Source organism: Microbacterium lushaniae, assembly GCF_008727775.1.
Lineage (GTDB): Bacteria > Actinomycetota > Actinomycetes > Actinomycetales > Microbacteriaceae > Microbacterium > Microbacterium lushaniae.
This window is the reverse complement of the sequence record NZ_CP044232.1, coordinates 1,997,414-2,015,241: the sequence shown is the minus strand read 5'-3', so window position 1 is coordinate 2,015,241 and position 17,828 is coordinate 1,997,414. Positions and strand designations below refer to the sequence as shown.

The window sequence follows — 17,828 nt, the reverse complement described above, 5'->3', positions numbered from 1 at the left end:
TCAGTCCGTGAGACCCCGTCGCTCCAGCAGCGGCTGGATGTCGGCATCCCGTCCCCGGAAGTCGCGATACGCCTCCAGCGGATCCTTCGAACCGCCCACCCCCAGCAGGCGCTGCCGGAACCGGTCGCCGTTCTCGCGGCGAAGCCCGCCGTTCTCGCGGAACCATTCCACGGTGTCGGCGTCGAGCACCTCGCTCCAGATGTAGGAGTAGTACCCGGCGCTGTATCCGCCGGAGAAGACGTGGGCGAAGTACGTCGAGGCGTACCGGGGTGGGACGACCGGGTTGTCCAGTCCGATGTCGGCGAGAGCGGCAGCCTCGAAGGCGCCGACGTCGATGCTCTCCCCGGCCGCCGTCGGCGACAGGGAATGCCACGCCTGGTCGAGCCAGGATGCGGCGAGGTACTCGCTCGTGGCGAAGCCCTGGTTGAACGCCTCCGACGCGTGCAGCCGGTCCACGACGTCCTCGGGCAGCGGCTGTCCGGTCTCGATGTGGCGCGCGTAGTTCGCGAGCACCTCCGGCCAGAACATCCACATCTCGTTGACCTGGCTCGGAAACTCGACGAAGTCACGGAACACCGCCGTGCCGGCGAAGTGCGGATACGTCACACGCGCGAACAGGCCGTGGAGGGCGTGTCCGAACTCATGGAAGAGCGTCGTGACCTCGTCGAGCGTGAGGAGAGTGGGAGTGCCCGGCGCCGGCTTGGAGACGTTGAGGTTGTTGACCACGACCGGCGTCGTGCCCAGGAGCTCGGACTGCGCGACGATCGAGTTCATCCACGCGCCGCCGCGCTTGGTGTCGCGTGTGTAGAGGTCGAGGACGAACAGCCCGAGGGATGAGCCGTCCGGCTCGAACACCTCGAACACGCGCGCATCCGGGTGGTAGGCGTGCAGGTCGTCGCGTTCGCGGAACCCGATGCCGTAGAGCTGCTCCGCGGCGAAGAAGACGCCGTCGCGCAGGACGCGCTCGGCCTCGAACCACGGCCGGAGAGCGGCGGTGTCGAGGTCGTACTCGGCGGCCCGCACCTTCTCCGTGTAGAAAGCCCAGTCGTGCGCCTCGAGCGCGAACGGCACGGACTCGCCGTCGATGATCGCCTGCAGCTTCTCCTGTTCCCGGCGGGCATTGCGCGCGGCCGGCACCGCCAGGCGGCGGAGCATCGCGTGCACGGCCTCCGGCGACCCTGCGGTTTCGTCGGCGGTGACGTACGCCGCGTGGTCCGGGTAGCCGAGGAGCTGGGCCCGCTCGGCGCGCAGGCGCACGATCTCGCGCAGCACTTCGCGGTTGTCGTGCGCGTTGCCCCGTGCGCCCCGCGCGCGGGATGCAGCGAGGATGCGGCGACGGCTCTCGCGCACCGTGAGAGAGGACAGATAGGGGTGACCCGTGGAGAGCGTCAGCGTCACGACGTGCGTGCCGGTGAGCCCGCGCTCGGTGGCGGCCTGTGCGGTCGCTGACAGTTCCCCGGCGGTGAGCCCGTCGAGATCGGCGGCGTCCTCGAAGACGACGGCCAGCTCGTTCGTGTCGGCGAGGAGGTTCTTCTCGAACGTCGTGGTCAGCACCGACAGTCGCTGGTTCAGCGCCATCAGGCGCTCCTTGGCCGCATCGTCCAGCCCCGCCCCCGCCCGCGACATCTCCCGGAACCAGCGTTCGACGAGATAGCGCTCCTCATCCGTCCCCGCGCTCTCGCCGAGGGCCTCGTGCAGCGTGCTGATCCGGGCGTACAGGCGCGCGTCCAGGACGATAGCGTCCTGGTGCGCCGACATGAGGGGTGCGAGGGTCTCCTCGATCTCCTGGATCTCGGCGGTGGCGTCGGCCGAGGCCACGGTGTAGAAGGTGTGGGCAGCGCGCTCGAGCAGCTCTCCGCTGAGCTCGAGGGCGCGCATGGTGTTCTCGAACGTGGGGGAGGCGGGCTGGGCTGCGACGCGGTCCACCTCGGTCCGCTGCACGGCGCAGGCGTGCTCGAATGCGGGGAGATAGTCCTCGGGCCGGATCGCGGAGTAATCGGGCAGGCCGTGGGGGAGGGGGCTCTCGGCGAGGACGGGGTTGGTGCGATCCATCCCGCCAGCGTAGCCGTGGGGGTGAGTATGCAAAGAGAGGGTTGCAAAACAATCTATGCAAAGGTACCTTTGCATTATGGCGAGCGAGACGACGACCGAAGCAGAAGGCGGCCCCGAGCGTCCCAATCGCATTCTGGATGCGGGGGCCCTGCGTGCGCTGGCGCATCCACTGCGCGTGCAGATCTACGACATCCTGAGCCAGTACGGCCCGCAGACATCCAGCTCCCTGGCGGCCCTCACCGGTGAATCCTCCGGAGCGACCAGCTACCACCTGCGCGCACTGGCACGGCAGGACCTCATCCGCGAGGTGACCGGGCGCGGAACCGGCCGTGAGCGGTGGTGGGAGCGCCCGGTGGGCGGCGTGGAGCTCTCCGGGCCCGAAGCGGCGCGCACGCCGGCGGGACGCGCCGCCATGCAGGTGGTCATGACCGAGACCCTCAACCGGCGCCACCAGCAGCTCATGGCGTGGATCGCCACGGCCATGGACACGGAGCCGGAAGAGTGGCGCGGGGCGTCCATGATCTCCACCGGGACCGCGCGCCTCACCTCCGCGCAGCTGGCGGCTCTGACCAGCCGCATCCAGACCATCATCGACGAGACCGTCGACACCTATCGCGATCAGCAGGGCGAAGACGTGCGCCCCGTGACGATCCGCTCCGACGTGTTCCCGCTGCCCCCGGAAGGAGCCTGAGATGACCTCCCTCGCATCGCCCACCCCTCGTGCGCTCGCGCCGTCGCCTGCCGATCGGCTGCTCCTGTGGCTCGCCCGCGAGCTGGAGCGCGTCGCCCAGGCCCGCATCCGCGCGCGGGCCGAGCGCTCCGCCGCGCCCGCGGAACCGTCTGCCGGTCGGATGCCGCGCATGCACGAGCATGCCGCCGCGGTGCACTTGGGCCTCCTTCCGCGGTGACGTGACCATGTCCGTCCGCGATTCTCGGCGAAGGCCGCTCGGGCCGGATTTCGGGAAGCTGTGGACGGCCGCCGCCTTCAGCAACCTCGCCGACGGGATCGGGCGCATCGCCGTCCCGCTGGTGGCCACGACGCTCACTGACGACCCGCTGCTGATCGCGCTGCTGGCGGCGGTGTCATTCCTGCCGTGGCTGGTCTTCGGCCTTCCCGCCGGCATGATCGTCGATCGCTTCGACCGCCGTATCGTCATGGCGATCGCCAACGGGCTGCGCGCCGCCGTGGCGCTCTGGCTTGCGCTGTACGCGCTGTGGGGTGCGCTCGACATCACCGCGCTGCTGATCGGCACGCTGCTGTTCGGGCTGGGGGAGACCCTGTTCGACAACGCCACCAACGCCGTGGTGCCCGGCGTGGTCGGGCGCGACCAGCTGGATCGCGCCAACGGGCGCATCCAGACCGCGCAGGTGACGATCGACGGCTTCGTGGCTGCGCCCGTCGGCGGCGTGCTGTTCGGGGTGGCCATCACGGTGCCGCTGTGGGCCGGCGCGGTCGGGTTCGTCGTTCCCGTGCTCCTGGCGCTGCTGCTGCCCGCATCCGCTGCGCGGCCGCTGCGGGGACCTGTTCCCGCGCCCGACGTGGAGACGACGGGACCCGCCGCCACCCCGGTCGCCGCGCCGCTTCCCCCCGCCTCCGTCCCGGCCCGCGAGGCCATCCGCTACCTGTGGCGTCACCGGTACCTGCGGGCCATGGTCGTCTTCACCTCGGTGATCGGCTCCGCGCTGACGTTCGCGCAGGCCACCATGGTGCTCTACTTCCTCGACGAACAGCACGTGCCGCCCGCGGCGATCGGCTTCGTGACGGCGGGGATCGGCGTCGGCGCTCTCCTCGGTGCCCTCGTGGCAGCCCGCCTCGTGGAGCGGTTCGGACGCGGCGCGGTGATGTTCAGCGCGAACCTCGTGTGCGCCGTCGGTCTGGCCTGCACGTGGCTGGCGCCGGGGCCACTGCCCGCCGCGGCATCCTACGCCGTGTTCGCCTTCGCCGTCTCGCTCTGGAACGTGCCGTGGGGGGCGCTGCGCCAGCAGATCGTTCCGGGTCACCTGTTCGGACGCGTCCTGGGGGTGAACCGCATGCTGACGTGGGGTCTATTCCCCATCGCGACGGTGATCGGCGGGTGGGTGGCGCGGTTCGATCTGCGTCTGCCGTTCGCCATCGCCGCCGGCATCGTCCTCGTCGCCGCGCTCGTGAGCGCACGGCTCCTGATCCGCGGCACGCGTGAGGCCGGCGCCGAGGCCGACGCCGCATCCGTGACTGGGGACTAAGAGATCCCGGTGTCGTCGTCCTTGCGGACGACGACCTCTCCGTCGCGGCCCACCGTGACGATCACGCCGGTGTCCAGCTCGGCGACGGGCCGGTGTTCGAGCCACGTGAGCGTCCAGCGGGGGGTGGGCTGGTGCGCCAGCTGGTCGGCCGGGAGCAGCCGCTCAACGGCGGCGATCTGCTCGTGGAGCGCCTCCGGCACGGCTGCCGGGGGACGCTCACCCATGCTCCAACGGGTTCCGAGTTGCATCAGTCCTCCTGCGGGCTCAGCGTGATGGCGACGACGGACGTCGTCTCCGCGTCGACGATCTCGAGCTGCTCGATGCGGCCGACTGCCCGCAGATCGCCCTCGGCGAGGCGCAGGGCGTCGGCACGCGGCGAAGCGATCGTGATCGAGGCGACCGAGGTCTTCTGCGAGACCTTCGCCTCGGTCTTCGCTCGCCGGATGCCGATGAGGGCTTCCCCGACGGCCGACAGGACGGCTGGGTCGCCGTCGATGCCGAGCGGCTCGGGCCACGCCGAGGTGTGCACCGACCCGTCGTTGAACCATGACCACGTCTCCTCCGCGGCGAAGGCCAGCACCGGGGCGAACAGTCGCACCATGGTGGACAGGGCGGTGCGCAGGGCGAGGGCCGCCGAGGCCTGACCGACATCCGTGCGGTCGTATGCCCGCTCCTTCACCAGTTCGAGGTAGTCGTCGCAGAACGTCCAGAAGAACGCCTCGGTCACTTCCAGGGCGCGCGCGTGGTCGTATGCGTCGAACGCCTTGGTCGCCTCACGCACCACCTGGTCGAGGGACGCGAGCATCGACGCATCCAGGGCGTGCGTGACTTCTGCCCCTTCGGGCACGGGGAAGGACAGGACGAACTTCGCGGCGTTGAGCAGCTTGATCGCGAGGCGGCGACCGATCTTCACCTGCGTCGGATTCTGCGGATCGAACGCCGCGTCGGCGCCGAGGCGGCTGGATGCGGCCCAGTAGCGCACCGCGTCGGTGCCGTGTGCGTCGAGGATGTCGGCGGGCGTCACCACGTTGCCCTTGGACTTCGACATCTTCTTGCGGTCGGGGTCGACGATGAACCCGGAGATGGCCGCATCCGTCCACGGGGCACGGTCATCCTCCAGGACGCTGCGCACCATCGTGGAGAACAGCCACGTGCGGATGATGTCCTGCCCCTGCGGGCGCAGGTCGAACGGCGCCACGAGGTTCCACAGCTCCTCGTCGCGCTGCCATCCGCCGGCCAGCTGGGGGGTGAGGGAGGACGTGGCCCACGTGTCGAAGATGTCCTTCTCGCCCTCGAACCCGCCCGGCACGCCGCGCTGGTCTTCGGTGTAGCCGTCCGGCGCATCCGTCGTCGGGTCGACGGGAAGCCGCGCGGGATCGGGCGTCAGGACACGGTCGTAGTCGCGCTCACCGTTCTCGTCCAGCGCGTACCAGACCGGGATCGGCACGCCGAAGAACCGCTGACGCGAGACGAGCCAGTCACCGGTGAGGCCGTTGGTCCAGTTCTCATAGCGCACGCGCATGAAGTCGGGGTGCCAGCCCATGCCGCGTCCCATCTCGATGAGCGTCTCGCGCAGCTTCGGGTCGCGAGCGCCGTTGCGCAGGTACCACTGCCGCGTGGAGACGATCTCGAGCGGGCGGTCGCCCTTCTCGTAGAACTTCACCGGGTGGGTGAAGGGCTTGGACACCTCGAGCAGATCGCCCGACTCCTGCAGGAGTTCCACGACGCGCTTCTTGGCACTGAACACGGTCTTGCCGGCGAGTTCGGCGTACGCCGCCTTGGCCGCATCCGTCGCGATGACCTCCGGAGCCTCGGTCAGCACGCGACCGTCTTTGCCGAGGATGGTGCGGTTGGGAAGGTCGAGTTCGCGCCACCAGATGATGTCGGTGACGTCGCCGAAGGTGCAGATCATCGCGATGCCGGTGCCCTTGTCCTTCTGCGCGAGCGGGTGCGCGAGCACCGGGACCTCGACATCGAACAGGGGCGTGCGCACCGTCTTGCCGAAGTACGGCTGATAGCGCTCGTCGTCCGGGTTGGCCACGAGGGCGACACACGCGGGAAGCAGCTCCGGACGCGTCGTCTCGATGAGGATGTCGCCCGAGCCGTCGGTCTTGTGGAACGCGACGCGGTGGTACGACGCCTGCTGATCGCGATCCTCCAGTTCGGCCTGGGCGATCGCCGAGCGGAAGTCGATGTCCCACAGCGTCGGGGCCATCGACTGGTACGCCTCGCCCCGGTCGAGATTGCGCAGGAACGCGAGCTGACTCGTGCGGATGGTGTCGTCGGAGATCGTGCGGTAGGTCTGGGTCCAGTCCACCGAGAGGCCGAGCTGGCGGAAGAGATCCTCGAACTGCTTCTCGTCCTCGAGGGTCAGCTGCTCGCACAGCGCGATGAAGTTGCGACGGCTGATCGGGATCTGATCGGCCGGCTTGAGGCTCTTCGCGTCGCCGCGGAAGGGCGGCGTGAAGTCGGGGTCGTACGGCAGGGAGGTATCGCACCGCACGCCGTAGTAGTTCTGCACGCGGCGTTCGGTGGGCAGGCCGTTGTCGTCCCAGCCCATCGGGTAGAACACGGTCTTGCCGCGCATGCGCTCGAAGCGCACCTTCACGTCGGTGTGCGTGTAGCTGAACACGTGGCCGATGTGCAGGCTGCCGGATGCGGTGGGCGGAGGTGTGTCGACGGAGAACACGCCCGGGCGGCCCGCTTCGAGGGCGCGGGCGCGGTCGAAGAGGTACGTGCCCTGCGCGGACCACGCCGCATCCCACTTCTGCTCGAGACCCTCCAGGGCGGGCTTGTCGGGGATGTGCGCGTCGGCCATGGGGTCTCCTCCATATGTGCGGCACTGTGTGAGCGTGCCTGAGTGTGGGATCGCTCCGATTCTACCGTTCGGCCGCTGCCGCGTTCCGGCCCGCTCCCCGGCCCGCGCCCCCCGAGCGGGCCGCCGTGGGAACGCGCCGAGCGGAGGGGGTGTCGGGAAGGGAGGGGGGATTCGACCCGATCGGCCCTCCGCTGCCGACATCTCCTCCGCTCGCTGAGGCCACGGGCGGCGGCGCGAGGCGGCGGGAGGGAGGAGAGGGGGAAGGGGAGAGCAGGGGGGAATGCGGGGACGGGAGGATGCGTTGATCGACTGCGTCCAGAAACCGGATACGGTTGACCCGCCCCTTCTTCGTCTCGAGGTCCACGATGCCCTTCTCCCGCTCGCGTCGGCTCCTGCCCGTCGCACTCGCCGCCGTCGCCGCAGTGACCCTCAGCTCGTGCGCCGGCTCCGGAGGGGATGCGGATGGCGGGGGTGAGGTGGTCTGGGCGATCGAAGGCGCGAACCTCTCGGCCGGGCACATGGATCCGCAGACGAGCCAGCTGGATGTCTCGGCCATGATCCAGCGCGTCGTCCTGGACTCGCTCGTGCACCAGGAGCCCGACGGCACCTTCTCGCCGTGGCTCGCGGAGGACTGGGAGATCGAGGACGACGGCGCCGCGTACGTGTTCACGCTGCGCGATGACGTCGCCTTCCACGACGGCGAGGTCTTCGACGCGACCGCGGTGAAGGCGAACTTCGACCGCATCGCCGACCCCGAGACGGCATCCGCCCAGGCGGCGAGCATGCTCGGCGGCGAGTTCTACGCCGGCACCGAGGTGGTGGACGAGGACACCGTCCGCGTGAGCTTCACGCAGCCGTACGCCCCGTTCCTGCAGGCGGCGAGTACGGCGCTGCTCGGGTTCTACTCCCCGGCGGTGCTCGAAGAATCCGCCGACCAGCTGAAGGCCGGCGGGCCGGGGATCACCGTGGGCACGGGGCCGTTCGAGCTCACCGAGTACACCCCCGATCAGGAGATCGTGTACACGCGCAACGAGGACTACGCGTGGGGACCGTCGGGCGCGGATGCGGCGCAGTTCGAGACGCTGCGCGTGGAGATCCTGCCCGAGGCGGCCGTGCGCGCCGGCGTCGTGGAAAGCGGCGAGGCGGATCTGGCCAGCAACATCCCGCCGAACCTCGCCGCGGAGCTGCCGGACTCCCTCACGGTCGACTCGGTGGAGTACCCGGGCCTGCCGTACTCCCTCTACCTCAACGAGGCGTACGGCGTCTTCGCCGATGAGCGCGTGCGCCAGGCGTTCTCCCGCGCCATCGACGTGGACACCGCAGTGACGGAGATCTTCCACGGCCAGTTCCCGCGCGCGTGGAGCATCCTCGGATCCACCACGCCCGCGTACGACGCGTCGCTGGAGGGGACGTGGGAGTTCGACCCCGACGAGGCCGGCAGGCTGCTGGATGAGGCGGGGTGGACCGCGCGCGACGCCGAGGGCTACCGCGTGAAGGACGGCACGCGCCTGTCGGCGCGGTGGATCGCGTGGACGCCGGTCCCCGATGACCGCGTGGCGCTGGCCAACGCCATCCAGTCCGACCTGAAGGCGGTCGGGTTCGAGATCGTGCGGGAAGTGCTCGAGCCGGGCGCCTACAACGAGCAGTACGGTCCGAAGACGTTCGACCTGACGGACTGGGGGTTCTCGGGCGTCGACCCGGATCTCCTCCGCAGCCACCTGGCCACCGACGGGTTCCAGAACGCCTCGCAGGTCAGCGACCCCGCCGTGGACGCCCTGCTCGCACAGGGCATCGCCACCACCGACCCGGATGCGCGCGCCGACATCTACGCGCAGCTCCAGCAGTGGAACGCCCAGCACGTGGCGATCGTCCCGCTGTACAGCCCGTCGCTCATCACGGCCGTGGGGGAGACCGTTTCCGGGCTCACCTACGATCTGTACGGGCGCCCGCTGTTCTACGACGTCACCCTGGGCTGACCCGCTGACGGCGTCGCGGGCACCCGGCGCGGAGGAGACGATGACCACCGGCAGTGCAACGCGCGTGCTGGCGAGCCTGGGCCGCATGGCCGTCTCCGTCGTCGTGGTGCTGTGGGGTGCGGCGACGCTCGCCTTCGTCGCCTTCCGGCTCATCCCCGGCGATCCGGTCGAGGTCATGCTCGGACCGCAGGCGCAGGTGAGCGACGCCGTGAAGGACGCGATCCGCGCCGATCTGGGCCTGGATCGCCCGCCGTTCGAGCAGTATGTCGCCTACCTCGGCGCGCTGCTGCGCGGCGACCTGGGGGAGTCGTACCAGCTGCGGATGCCGGTGGCCGAGGTCATCGGCCGTCAGCTGGCGCCCACCCTGCAGCTGACGGCGACGGCGCTCGCCGTGGCGGCGATGCTGGCGCTGGTGGTCGCGCTCCTGGCGCGCGGGCGCGTCGCGCGGGGCACCGTCGCGGCCGTGGAGCTGATCGTCCTGTCGTCCCCGGTGTTCTGGATCGGGCTGGTGCTGCTGAGCGTGTTCGCATTCGGCCTCGGATGGTTCCCGGTGTCGGGCACGCGGAACCCGGCGACGATCGTCCTCCCCGCCGTGACGCTCGCCCTCCCGGTGGCGGCCCTGCTCGGACAGGTGCTGCGGGACGGCATCGAAGCGGCCGAGCGGCAGCCCTTCGCCACGACCGTGCGGGCACGCGGTGCGGGCACGGCGTGGCTGACGGTGCACCACACGCTGCGCCATGGCGCGACGGGGGCTGTCACCCTCGCGGCATACTTCGTGGGGTCGCTCCTGGGCGGGGCGGTGCTGGTGGAGACGGTGTTCGCCCGGCCGGGCCTGGGCAGGGTCACCCTCTCCGCCATCACCGACCGCGACCTGCCGGTGATCACCGGGATCATCCTGTTGAGCGCTCTCGTGTTCGTCGTCGTCACGCTGGTCGTCGAAGTGCTCTACCCGATCCTCGATCCGCGCCTGCGCGACGCCGGCACCACCGCGGCACGCGTGCGGAGCGTGGCATGAGCGTCGGCGCGCGGGTGCTGGTGGGTGCCGCCGCCGCCGTGCTGGGCGCGGCGGCGCTGATGGCGATCGCCCCCCAGTTGTTCGCCACGCAGGATCCCCTGCAGACCGACGTGACGCAGGCGCTGCTCCCGCCCAGCGCCGAGCACTTCTTCGGCACCGACCAGAGCGGTCGCGACGTGTACTCGCGCGTCGTCCACGGCGCGTCGCGGTCTCTCGGGATCGGTCTGCTGGCGACGGGCCTGGCACTGACGATCGGCCTCGTGATCGGGTCGCTCTCGGGCGTTTCGCCGCGACTGGTGGATGCGGTGGCCATGCGTGCCACTGATGTGCTGCTGGCCTTCCCGGAGTTCCTCATCGCCCTTGTGGTCGTGGCGATCCTCGGCCCGGGCGGCGCCAACGTAGCGATCGCGGTGACGATCGCCGCGATCCCCGTCTATGTGCGGCTCGCGCGCGCGCAGACCCGGACGCTGCGCACCGCCGAGCACGTCGAGGCCGCGCGGATCCTCGGCGTGCCCGCACCGAGGGCGTTCGCACGCCACGTGCTGCCGGCGGTGCTGGGGGCCCTGAGCGTGCTGGCCACGATCGGCATCGGTTCGAGCATCCTTGCCGCAGCCGGCTTGAGCTTCCTGGGCCTGGGGCCGACCGAGCCCACCCCCGAGTGGGGACTGATGCTCTCCGGCGGTCGCAACGTCCTGGGGCAGGCATGGTGGGTCGCGGTCTTCCCCGGTGCCGCGATCACGCTCACGGTCGTGGCCGCCACGGTCCTCGGCCGCACCCTCCGGGCCCGCGCGGACGGGCGGACGCCATGACGGGCCTGCGGGTGCGCGGCCTGCGCGTGTCGTTCGGAGCATCCGTCGTCGTGGACGGGGTGGATCTGGACGTCGCGCCGGGGGAGTGCCTGGCGATCGTCGGGGAATCCGGCGCCGGCAAGACGCTCGCCGCCCGCGCGCTGCTGGGGCTGACCCCCGCCGACGCCGTCGTCACCGCCGACGAACTCGAGGTCGACGGCGTCGACGCGCGCACCCTCGGCGAACGAGGGTGGCGACGGATGCGGGGCGCACGCGTCGCGCTGGTGTCTCAGGATGCGCTGGTGTCTCTGGACCCGCTCAGACGCATCGGTGCCGAGGTCGCCGAACCGCTGCGACTGCACGAGCCCGGCATGCGCCGCGCTGCCCGCCGTGCCCGCGTGCACGATCTGCTCGCCGACGTGGCCCTGCCCGAACCCCGGCGACGCGCCCGCCAGTACCCCCACGAGCTGTCGGGCGGGCAGCGTCAGCGCGCGCTGATCGCCTCCGCCCTGGCAGCGGAGCCGGCGATCCTCATCGCCGACGAGCCGACCACGGCGCTGGACGCGACGGTGCAGGCGCGCGTGCTCGACCTTCTGCGGGGCATCGCCGACGGCGGGGTCGCGGTCGTCCTCATCAGCCATGACCTGGCCGCGGTGCGGCGCGTCGCCGATCGCATCGCGGTCATGCGGGAGGGCGGATTCGTGGAGACGGGGACCGCGGCCGACGTCCTCGGTGACCCGCGGCATCCGTACACGCGCGCGCTCGTGGATGCGGCGCGCCACGAGCCGCGCGCGGTGTCGACTGCGGACGGGCCGCCGGCGGTGACCGTGCGTCACGTCTCGAAAACGTTCGACCGCCCTGCCGTGCGCGACGTCTCGCTGGAGGTGCCCGCCGGGCGCACGCTGGCCGTGGTCGGGGAGTCGGGGTCGGGTAAGACCACGCTGGCCCGCATGATCGTCGGTGCCACGCGCCCGGACGCCGGTGAGGTGCGCATCGGCGGGGTGGAGTGGGGGAGCGGACACGACGCCGCGCTGCGGCGGCGCGTGCAGTTCGTGCACCAGAACCCGCTGGGCGCCTTCGATCCGCGATGGAGTGTGGGGCGATCGCTGCGTGAGGCGCTGGCGGCCGGAGGCGTGCCGCGAGCGGAGCGTCCCGCGGCGGTGGCGGCTCTCCTCGCGGAGGTCGGCCTGGACCCCGGCCTCGCCCGCCGCCGCCCCGCGCAGCTGTCGGGCGGACAGCGTCAGCGCGCCGCGATCGCCCGCGCGCTCGCGCCCGCCCCCGACATCCTCGTGCTCGACGAACCGGTCTCGGCGCTTGACCCGACCGTGCGCGAACGTGTGCTCGCCCTCCTGCACCGGCTCCAGCAGGAGCGGGGCCTGACCATGCTGTTCGTCTCCCACGACCTGGACGTGGTGGCCTCCGTCGCCGACGAGGTCGTCGTCATGCAGGACGGCGCGGTGGTGGAAGCGGGCGCGACGGCTGCGGTGTTCGCCGTGCCGCAGCATCCGTTCACGCGGGAGCTGCTCGCCGCGCGGTAGCCCTCGGGCGGGTACAATCGTGGACACGAGCATCGATCCGGCCATCACCGGGGAGCTCTCGGAAGAACAGGGCGATCGGCCCTCAGTAGAACCGAGCGGGTCAGGCCCGTCACAGCCGCAGTGAGAGAGGGCTCCTCTCGGCGCGAACCGCCGGGGAAGTCACGCGGGGTGGTACCGCGGTCCGCAAGGGTCGTCCTCGCAGGTGAACACCGACCTGCTGGAGAGACATGACCTACCCGAAGTCCGCGTTCGGACCCGCTGCCGATGCATCCACGAGCCCGGAGCCGGCGGCCGTGGCCGCCGTCGTGCCGAGCCCGAAGTTCCCGGCGATCGAGGCCGACACGCTCGCGTTCTGGCGTGATGACGACACCTTCCGCGCGTCGATCGCCCAGCGCGACGGCGCCGAGGAATGGGTGTTCTACGACGGCCCGCCCTTCGCCAACGGGCTGCCGCACTACGGCCATCTGCTCACCGGGTACGCCAAGGACGTGTTCCCGCGGTTCCAGACGATGCGCGGCAAGAAGGTCGACCGTGTGTTCGGGTGGGACACGCACGGTCTGCCCGCCGAGCTGGAGGCGATGAAGCAGCTCGGGATCACCGAGAAGGACGAGATCGAGCGGATGGGCGTGGCGACCTTCAACGCCAAGGCCCGCGCCTCGGTGCTGGAGTACACGCACGAGTGGCAGGACTACGTCACGCGCCAGGCGCGGTGGGTCGACTTCGAGCGCGGCTACAAGACGCTCGACACCACGTACATGGAGTCGGTGCTGTGGGCGTTCCAGTCGCTGCACGAGAAGGGGCTCGCCTACGAGGGCTACCGCGTGCTGCCCTACTGCTGGCGCGATGAGACGCCGCTGTCCAGCCACGAGCTGCGCATGGACGACGACGTCTACAAGACCCGTCAAGACCCGTCGGTCACCGTCACCTTCCCCCTCGTGGGGGCCAAGGCCGAGGTGCTCGGACTCACCGGCGTCCGCGCACTGGCGTGGACCACGACGCCGTGGACGCTGCCGACCAACCTCGCGCTCGCGGTGGGTCCCGGCATCCGCTACGTCGTGGTGCCGGGTGGCCCGGCGGGAGCTGCCGATGTGCACCGCACGCCCGGCGGCGAGGCCGACGACGCCATCGAGACCTCGGCGCACCGGTACCTGCTGGCCGAAGACCTCCTCCCCGGCTACGCGAAAGACCTCGGTTACGCCTCGGCGGAGGACGCCGCGGCCGCCGTCGAGCAGACCGTGCTCGGTGCCGAGCTGGCCGGCGTCGCCTACGACCGGCTCTTCGACTACTACGCCGACGCCGACCAGTGGGGCACGCACGACGCGTGGCACATCGTCGCCGACGACTACGTCACCACCACCGACGGAACCGGCATCGTCCACCAGGCGCCCGCGTACGGTGAGGACGACAAGCGCCTCGCGGATGCGGCAGGGCTGCCGACGATCCTCTCCCTCGACGACGGCGGGCGGTTCCTGCCGGAGGTGGCCGATGTCGCCGGGATGCTGTGGATGGATGCCAACACCCCGCTCATCCGGCTCCTGCGCCAGAGCGGGCGCCTCGTTCGCGAGGCGAGCTACGAGCACTCCTACCCGCACTGCTGGCGGTGCCGGAACCCCCTCATCTACAAGGCGGTCTCGAGCTGGTTCGTGCGGGTCACCGACATCAAGGACCGCCTGATCGAGAACAACGCGCAGATCACGTGGGCGCCGGAGAACGTCAAGGAAGGGCAGTTCGGCAAGTGGCTCGAAGGCGCCCGCGACTGGTCCATCAGCCGCAACCGGTACTGGGGCTCGCCCATCCCGGTGTGGAAGAGCGATGACCCCGCCTACCCCCGCGTGGACGTGTACGGCTCCCTCGCCCAGATCGAGGCCGACTTCGGCCGGCTTCCGCGCAACGAGCAGGGGGATGTCGACCTGCACCGGCCGTACATCGACGAACTCACCCGTCCGAACCCCGACGACCCGACCGGGCGCAGCACGATGCGGCGCATCGAAGACGTGCTCGACGTCTGGTTCGACTCCGGGTCGATGCCGTTCGCGCAGGTGCACTACCCGTTCGAGAACGCGCAGTGGTTCGATGAGCACGCGCCGGCGGACTTCATCGTGGAGTACATCGGGCAGACGCGCGGGTGGTTCTACGTCATGCACGTCCTGTCGACCGCGCTGTTCGACCGGCCGGCGTTCAAGGCCGTCTCCGCGCACGGGATCGTGCTCGGAAGCGACGGGCAGAAGATGTCGAAGTCGCTGAGCAACTATCCGGACGTTCGCGAGGTGTTCGACCGCGACGGCTCTGATGCCATGCGCTGGTTCCTGATGGGAAGCTCCGTGCTGCGCGGGGGCAATCTGGTCGTCACGGAGGAGGGCATCCGTGCCGGCGTGCGCGAGTTCCTCCTGCCGCTGTGGAACGCGTGGTACTTCTTCGCGACCTACGCCAACGCCGCAGGCCCCTCGACAGGCTCGGGGACCGGGGGCACCGACGGGTACGAGGCGGTGTGGCGCACGGACTCCACCGACGTGCTCGACCGCTACATCCTCGCCCTCACCGGCGAGCTCGTGCGAGACGTCGCCGCCGACTTGGACGGACTGGATTCCACGACCGCGTGCGAGCGGCTGCGCGACTTCGGCGAGGTGCTCACCAACTGGTACATCCGCCGCTCGCGCGACCGGTTCTGGCTCGGAGTGAGCGAAGACGACCCGTCCTCGACCGAAGCGTTCGACACGCTCTACACGGTGCTCGAGACCCTCACGCGCGTCGCCGCCCCCCTCCTGCCCCTGGTCACCGAGCGGGTGTGGCAGGGCCTCACCGGCGGTCGCAGCGTGCATCTGGCCGACTGGCCGGATGCGGCCGCCTTCGCCGGCGCGGAAGACATCCGCTCGGCGATGGATGCCGTGCGCGAGGTCTCGCGCGTGGCCAACGCCCTGCGCAAGAAGGAGGGCAAGCGCGTCCGGCTGCCGCTGCCGCGGCTGACGGTCGTGATGGCCAACGCCCACTCCCTGCGGCAGTTCGAGGGCATCCTCAGCGACGAGCTCAACGTCAAGCGCGTGGATCTGATCGAGCTGGAGCCGGGAACGGCGGCCGAGTACGGCATCTCGCACCGCTTGACGGTGAACGCGCGGGCAGCCGGACCCCGCCTGGGCAAGCTCGTGCAGCAGGCGATCAAGGCCGCGCGGTCGGGCGAGTGGCAGGAGGTCGACGGCGTCGTGACGGCCGGGGGGATCGCGCTGGAGCCGGGCGAGTACGACCTCCTCGTCGAGACGGCGGGCCGCCCAGAGGGCGAGGCGCTGGCTGTGCTGCCCACCGGAGGTTTCGTGGTCCTGGACACCACGACCAACGAGGCGCTGGAGGCCGAAGGGCTCGCGCGGGACGTCATCCGGGCCGTGCAGGACACGCGGAAGGCGGCGGGCTTCGATGTCAGTGACCGCATCCGTCTCGTGCTCGCGTTCGACGACGATGCCGATGCGGCCGCGGTGACGACGGCCTTCGACGTCGCCGACATCGCGGGGGAGACCCTCGCCCGCGAAGCGTGCGTGGTCGCCGGCGGGGCCACGGTGCTCGCACGCGGCACGCTGCGCTCGACGCCGGACGCCGACGCCGACCACACCGGCGAGTTCGCCGCAGGCGCCTTCGCCAACACCGGCGCGTTCCGCGTCGGGGTGACCCGGCTGGCAATGGAGGAGAACGCATGAACGACCGCGCACGCGCCGACGCGGTGTACGCCGCGCTGCTGCAGCGACAGGGTGAGCAGTGGGTGCAGCCGCGCGTGGAGCGCACGCGCCGCGTGCTCGAGCTGCTCGACGATCCGCAGCGCACCTACCGGGTGATCCACATCACCGGCACCAACGGCAAGACGTCGACCAGCCGCATCATCGAGAGCCTCGTGCGTGCGCTGGGCCTTCGCACCGGCATGTTCACGAGCCCGCACCTGGAGCGTTTCACCGAGCGGATCCTGATCGACGGCGAACCGGTCTCCGACGCCGCCGTGGCCGATGCGTGGGACGAGATCACCCCGTTCGTGGACCTCGTCGACGCGGAGCTGATCGCCGCCGGTGATGCGCCGCTGACGTTCTTCGAGCTGCTCACGGTCCTGGCCTTCGTCGTGGCCGCCGACGCCCCCGTCGACGTGCTCGTCCTGGAGGTGGGCATGGGCGGGTCGTGGGATTCCACGAACACCGCCGACGGCGACGTCGCCGTGATCACCCCGGTCGATCTGGACCACACCGATCGGCTGGGGTCGACGCTCACCGAGATCGCGCGCGTGAAGGCGGGGATCATCAAAGACGGTGCGGCCGTCGTGTCGGCCCAGCAGGATGCGGCCGTCGCACGCGTGCTGCGCGAGGCCGCATCATCCCGCGGCGCGACGATCGCCTTCGAGGGGGACGAGTTCGCCCTCGCCGAGCAGCGCCTGGCCGTCGGCGGACAGCAGATCTCCGTGCGGGGCCTCGCCGGCACGTATGCGGACGAGTATCTGCCGCTGTACGGCGCGCACCAGGGCTCCAACGCCGCACTGGCGATCGCCGCCGTGGAATCGCTCATCGGCGGCGCCTCCCAGCCGCTCACCGAGGAGGTCGTGGGCGATGGCCTGGGGCAGGTGACCTCTCCCGGTCGCCTGCAGCTGGTCGGCGCCCACCCCACGGTGCTCGTGGACGCCGCCCACAATCCCCACGGCGCACGTGCGCTGGTCACGGCCCTGCGGGAATCGTTCGATGTGGACGAGTGGGGTGTCGTGCTGGGAGTGCTGGGCGACAAGGACGCATCCGGGATAGTCGAGACGCTCGCCCCGGTCACCGCACACCTGTTCGCGACCGCACCGGATTCGGAGCGCGCGAGCGACCCCGATTCCCTGGCGGATCTGGCCGAAGCCGCCGGTCTCGCCGTCACCGTGCACCACGGGGTCGAGGACGCCGCGGACGCGGCGCGTGAGTGGGCCGCGGCATCCGATCGCCGGGCGGTCGTGATCGCCGGTTCGGTCGTGCTGGCCGGCGAGGCCCTGAGGGTTGCCGAGGTCGAAGGCTGGAAAGACGGGTGGCAGGCATGACGTCGCGCGTTCGGCGGCGCCGGGGCGCGGCGGAATCACTGGGGGCGGTCGTCCTCGGGTTCGAGTCGATCGTCGTCTTCCTGGGCGGCCTCGTCGTGTTCGGGCTCAAGGAGGTGCCGCCGGGGATCGAGCCGTGGTGGGCCGTGGTGGGCGGCAGTGTCCTGGCCGCCCTGATGGTCATCACCGCGGGCATGCTGCGCCACCGCTGGGCCATCGCGGTCGGGTGGGTGCTGCAGCTGATCCTGGCCCTGGGCGCTCTGCTCCTTCCGGCCCTGGGGCTCGTGGCGCTCATTTTCGGCGGCATGTGGGCGTATGCGACCATCAAGGGGGCGGCTCTGGATCGGCGCAACGCCGCCGCCTCGCACGGAACCTCGAACGGAGAATGA

The 17,828-nt window shown here is 70.8% G+C and carries 13 protein-coding genes; 10 read left to right on the top strand and 3 right to left on the bottom strand.

The genetic code is table 11. From position 1 onward, the window contains the following. Positions 1–2,052 carry a M3 family metallopeptidase gene (locus F6J85_RS09550; protein ID WP_150924790.1) on the bottom strand — a complete coding sequence of 684 codons (2,052 nt, stop codon included), beginning with the start codon at positions 2,050–2,052 and terminating at the stop codon, positions 1–3. 76 nt (positions 2,053–2,128) lie between these two features. Here F6J85_RS09550 and F6J85_RS09545 point away from each other — a divergent pair, with 76 nt between their 5' ends. From F6J85_RS09545 to F6J85_RS09535, 3 genes are read left to right on the top strand one after another with little or no spacing between them, the layout of a single operon-like run. Next, complete coding sequence (locus tag F6J85_RS09545; protein WP_150924789.1) at positions 2,129–2,743, top strand: ArsR/SmtB family transcription factor; 615 nt, start codon at positions 2,129–2,131, stop codon at positions 2,741–2,743. A gap of 1 nt (position 2,744) precedes the next feature. Further along, entirely contained in the window at positions 2,745–2,960 is a 216-nt protein-coding gene (locus tag F6J85_RS09540; RefSeq protein ID WP_150924788.1) for a hypothetical protein, read from the top strand. A gap of 7 nt (positions 2,961–2,967) precedes the next feature. After that, entirely contained in the window at positions 2,968–4,275 is a 1,308-nt protein-coding gene (locus F6J85_RS09535; RefSeq protein ID WP_191906808.1) for an MFS transporter, read from the top strand. On the opposite strand, the gene F6J85_RS09530 is transcribed toward F6J85_RS09535, so the two are convergent. Both F6J85_RS09530 and valS read right to left on the bottom strand, forming a co-directional pair. Further along, entirely contained in the window at positions 4,272–4,523 is a 252-nt protein-coding gene (locus F6J85_RS09530) for a hypothetical protein (protein WP_150924786.1), read from the bottom strand. The two genes, F6J85_RS09535 and F6J85_RS09530, sit on opposite strands and share 4 nt — an antisense overlap. Beyond that, positions 4,523–7,093, bottom strand: coding sequence for a valine--tRNA ligase (gene valS / locus F6J85_RS09525; protein WP_150924785.1), 2,571 nt, complete (start codon positions 7,091–7,093; stop codon positions 4,523–4,525). Before valS ends, F6J85_RS09530 begins: the two co-directional genes overlap by 1 nt. Positions 7,094–7,458: 365 nt before the next feature. Here valS and F6J85_RS09520 point away from each other — a divergent pair, with 365 nt between their 5' ends. From F6J85_RS09520 to F6J85_RS09490, 7 genes are all read left to right on the top strand, one after another. Beyond that, positions 7,459–9,069 carry an ABC transporter substrate-binding protein gene (locus F6J85_RS09520; protein WP_150924784.1) on the top strand — a complete coding sequence of 537 codons (1,611 nt, stop codon included), beginning with the start codon at positions 7,459–7,461 and terminating at the stop codon, positions 9,067–9,069. Between the two features lie 40 nt (positions 9,070–9,109). Further along, positions 9,110–10,084, top strand: a complete 975-nt coding sequence (locus F6J85_RS09515; protein WP_150924783.1) for an ABC transporter permease — start codon at positions 9,110–9,112, stop codon at positions 10,082–10,084. Further along, positions 10,081–10,893, top strand: a complete 813-nt coding sequence (locus tag F6J85_RS09510; RefSeq protein WP_150924782.1) for an ABC transporter permease — start codon at positions 10,081–10,083, stop codon at positions 10,891–10,893. Before F6J85_RS09515 ends, F6J85_RS09510 begins: the two co-directional genes overlap by 4 nt. Next, the gene (locus F6J85_RS09505) at positions 10,890–12,410 is read left to right on the top strand and encodes a dipeptide ABC transporter ATP-binding protein (RefSeq protein WP_150924781.1); all 1,521 of its coding nucleotides are present in this window, start codon (positions 10,890–10,892) and stop codon (positions 12,408–12,410) included. The genes F6J85_RS09510 and F6J85_RS09505 overlap by 4 nt, the downstream gene beginning before the upstream one ends. 227 nt (positions 12,411–12,637) lie before the next feature. Further along, positions 12,638–16,093, top strand: a complete 3,456-nt coding sequence (gene ileS / locus F6J85_RS09500; protein WP_150924780.1) for an isoleucine--tRNA ligase — start codon at positions 12,638–12,640, stop codon at positions 16,091–16,093. Further along, positions 16,090–17,442, top strand: a complete 1,353-nt coding sequence (locus F6J85_RS09495; protein WP_150924779.1) for a bifunctional folylpolyglutamate synthase/dihydrofolate synthase — start codon at positions 16,090–16,092, stop codon at positions 17,440–17,442. Before ileS ends, F6J85_RS09495 begins: the two co-directional genes overlap by 4 nt. Further along, entirely contained in the window at positions 17,439–17,828 is a 390-nt protein-coding gene (locus F6J85_RS09490; RefSeq protein ID WP_150924778.1) for a DUF4233 domain-containing protein, read from the top strand. Before F6J85_RS09495 ends, F6J85_RS09490 begins: the two co-directional genes overlap by 4 nt.

What these genes read in the sequence shown, in the direction of transcription:
- F6J85_RS09505 (WP_150924781.1), top strand. Translation starts at nt 10,890, where the DNA reads ATGACGGGCCTGCGGGTGCGCGGCCTGCGCGTGTCGTTCGGAGCATCC.
- F6J85_RS09495 (WP_150924779.1), top strand. Translation starts at nt 16,090, where the DNA reads ATGAACGACCGCGCACGCGCCGACGCGGTGTACGCCGCGCTGCTGCAG.
- F6J85_RS09510 (WP_150924782.1), top strand. Translation starts at nt 10,081, where the DNA reads ATGAGCGTCGGCGCGCGGGTGCTGGTGGGTGCCGCCGCCGCCGTGCTG.
- F6J85_RS09535 (WP_191906808.1), top strand. Translation starts at nt 2,968, where the DNA reads ATGTCCGTCCGCGATTCTCGGCGAAGGCCGCTCGGGCCGGATTTCGGG.
- ileS (WP_150924780.1), top strand. Translation starts at nt 12,638, where the DNA reads ATGACCTACCCGAAGTCCGCGTTCGGACCCGCTGCCGATGCATCCACG.
- F6J85_RS09520 (WP_150924784.1), top strand. Translation starts at nt 7,459, where the DNA reads ATGCCCTTCTCCCGCTCGCGTCGGCTCCTGCCCGTCGCACTCGCCGCC.
- F6J85_RS09550 (WP_150924790.1), bottom strand. Translation starts at nt 2,052, where the DNA reads ATGGATCGCACCAACCCCGTCCTCGCCGAGAGCCCCCTCCCCCACGGC.
- valS (WP_150924785.1), bottom strand. Translation starts at nt 7,093, where the DNA reads ATGGCCGACGCGCACATCCCCGACAAGCCCGCCCTGGAGGGTCTCGAG.
- F6J85_RS09490 (WP_150924778.1), top strand. Translation starts at nt 17,439, where the DNA reads ATGACGTCGCGCGTTCGGCGGCGCCGGGGCGCGGCGGAATCACTGGGG.
- F6J85_RS09540 (WP_150924788.1), top strand. Translation starts at nt 2,745, where the DNA reads ATGACCTCCCTCGCATCGCCCACCCCTCGTGCGCTCGCGCCGTCGCCT.
- F6J85_RS09530 (WP_150924786.1), bottom strand. Translation starts at nt 4,523, where the DNA reads ATGCAACTCGGAACCCGTTGGAGCATGGGTGAGCGTCCCCCGGCAGCC.
- F6J85_RS09545 (WP_150924789.1), top strand. Translation starts at nt 2,129, where the DNA reads ATGGCGAGCGAGACGACGACCGAAGCAGAAGGCGGCCCCGAGCGTCCC.
- F6J85_RS09515 (WP_150924783.1), top strand. Translation starts at nt 9,110, where the DNA reads ATGACCACCGGCAGTGCAACGCGCGTGCTGGCGAGCCTGGGCCGCATG.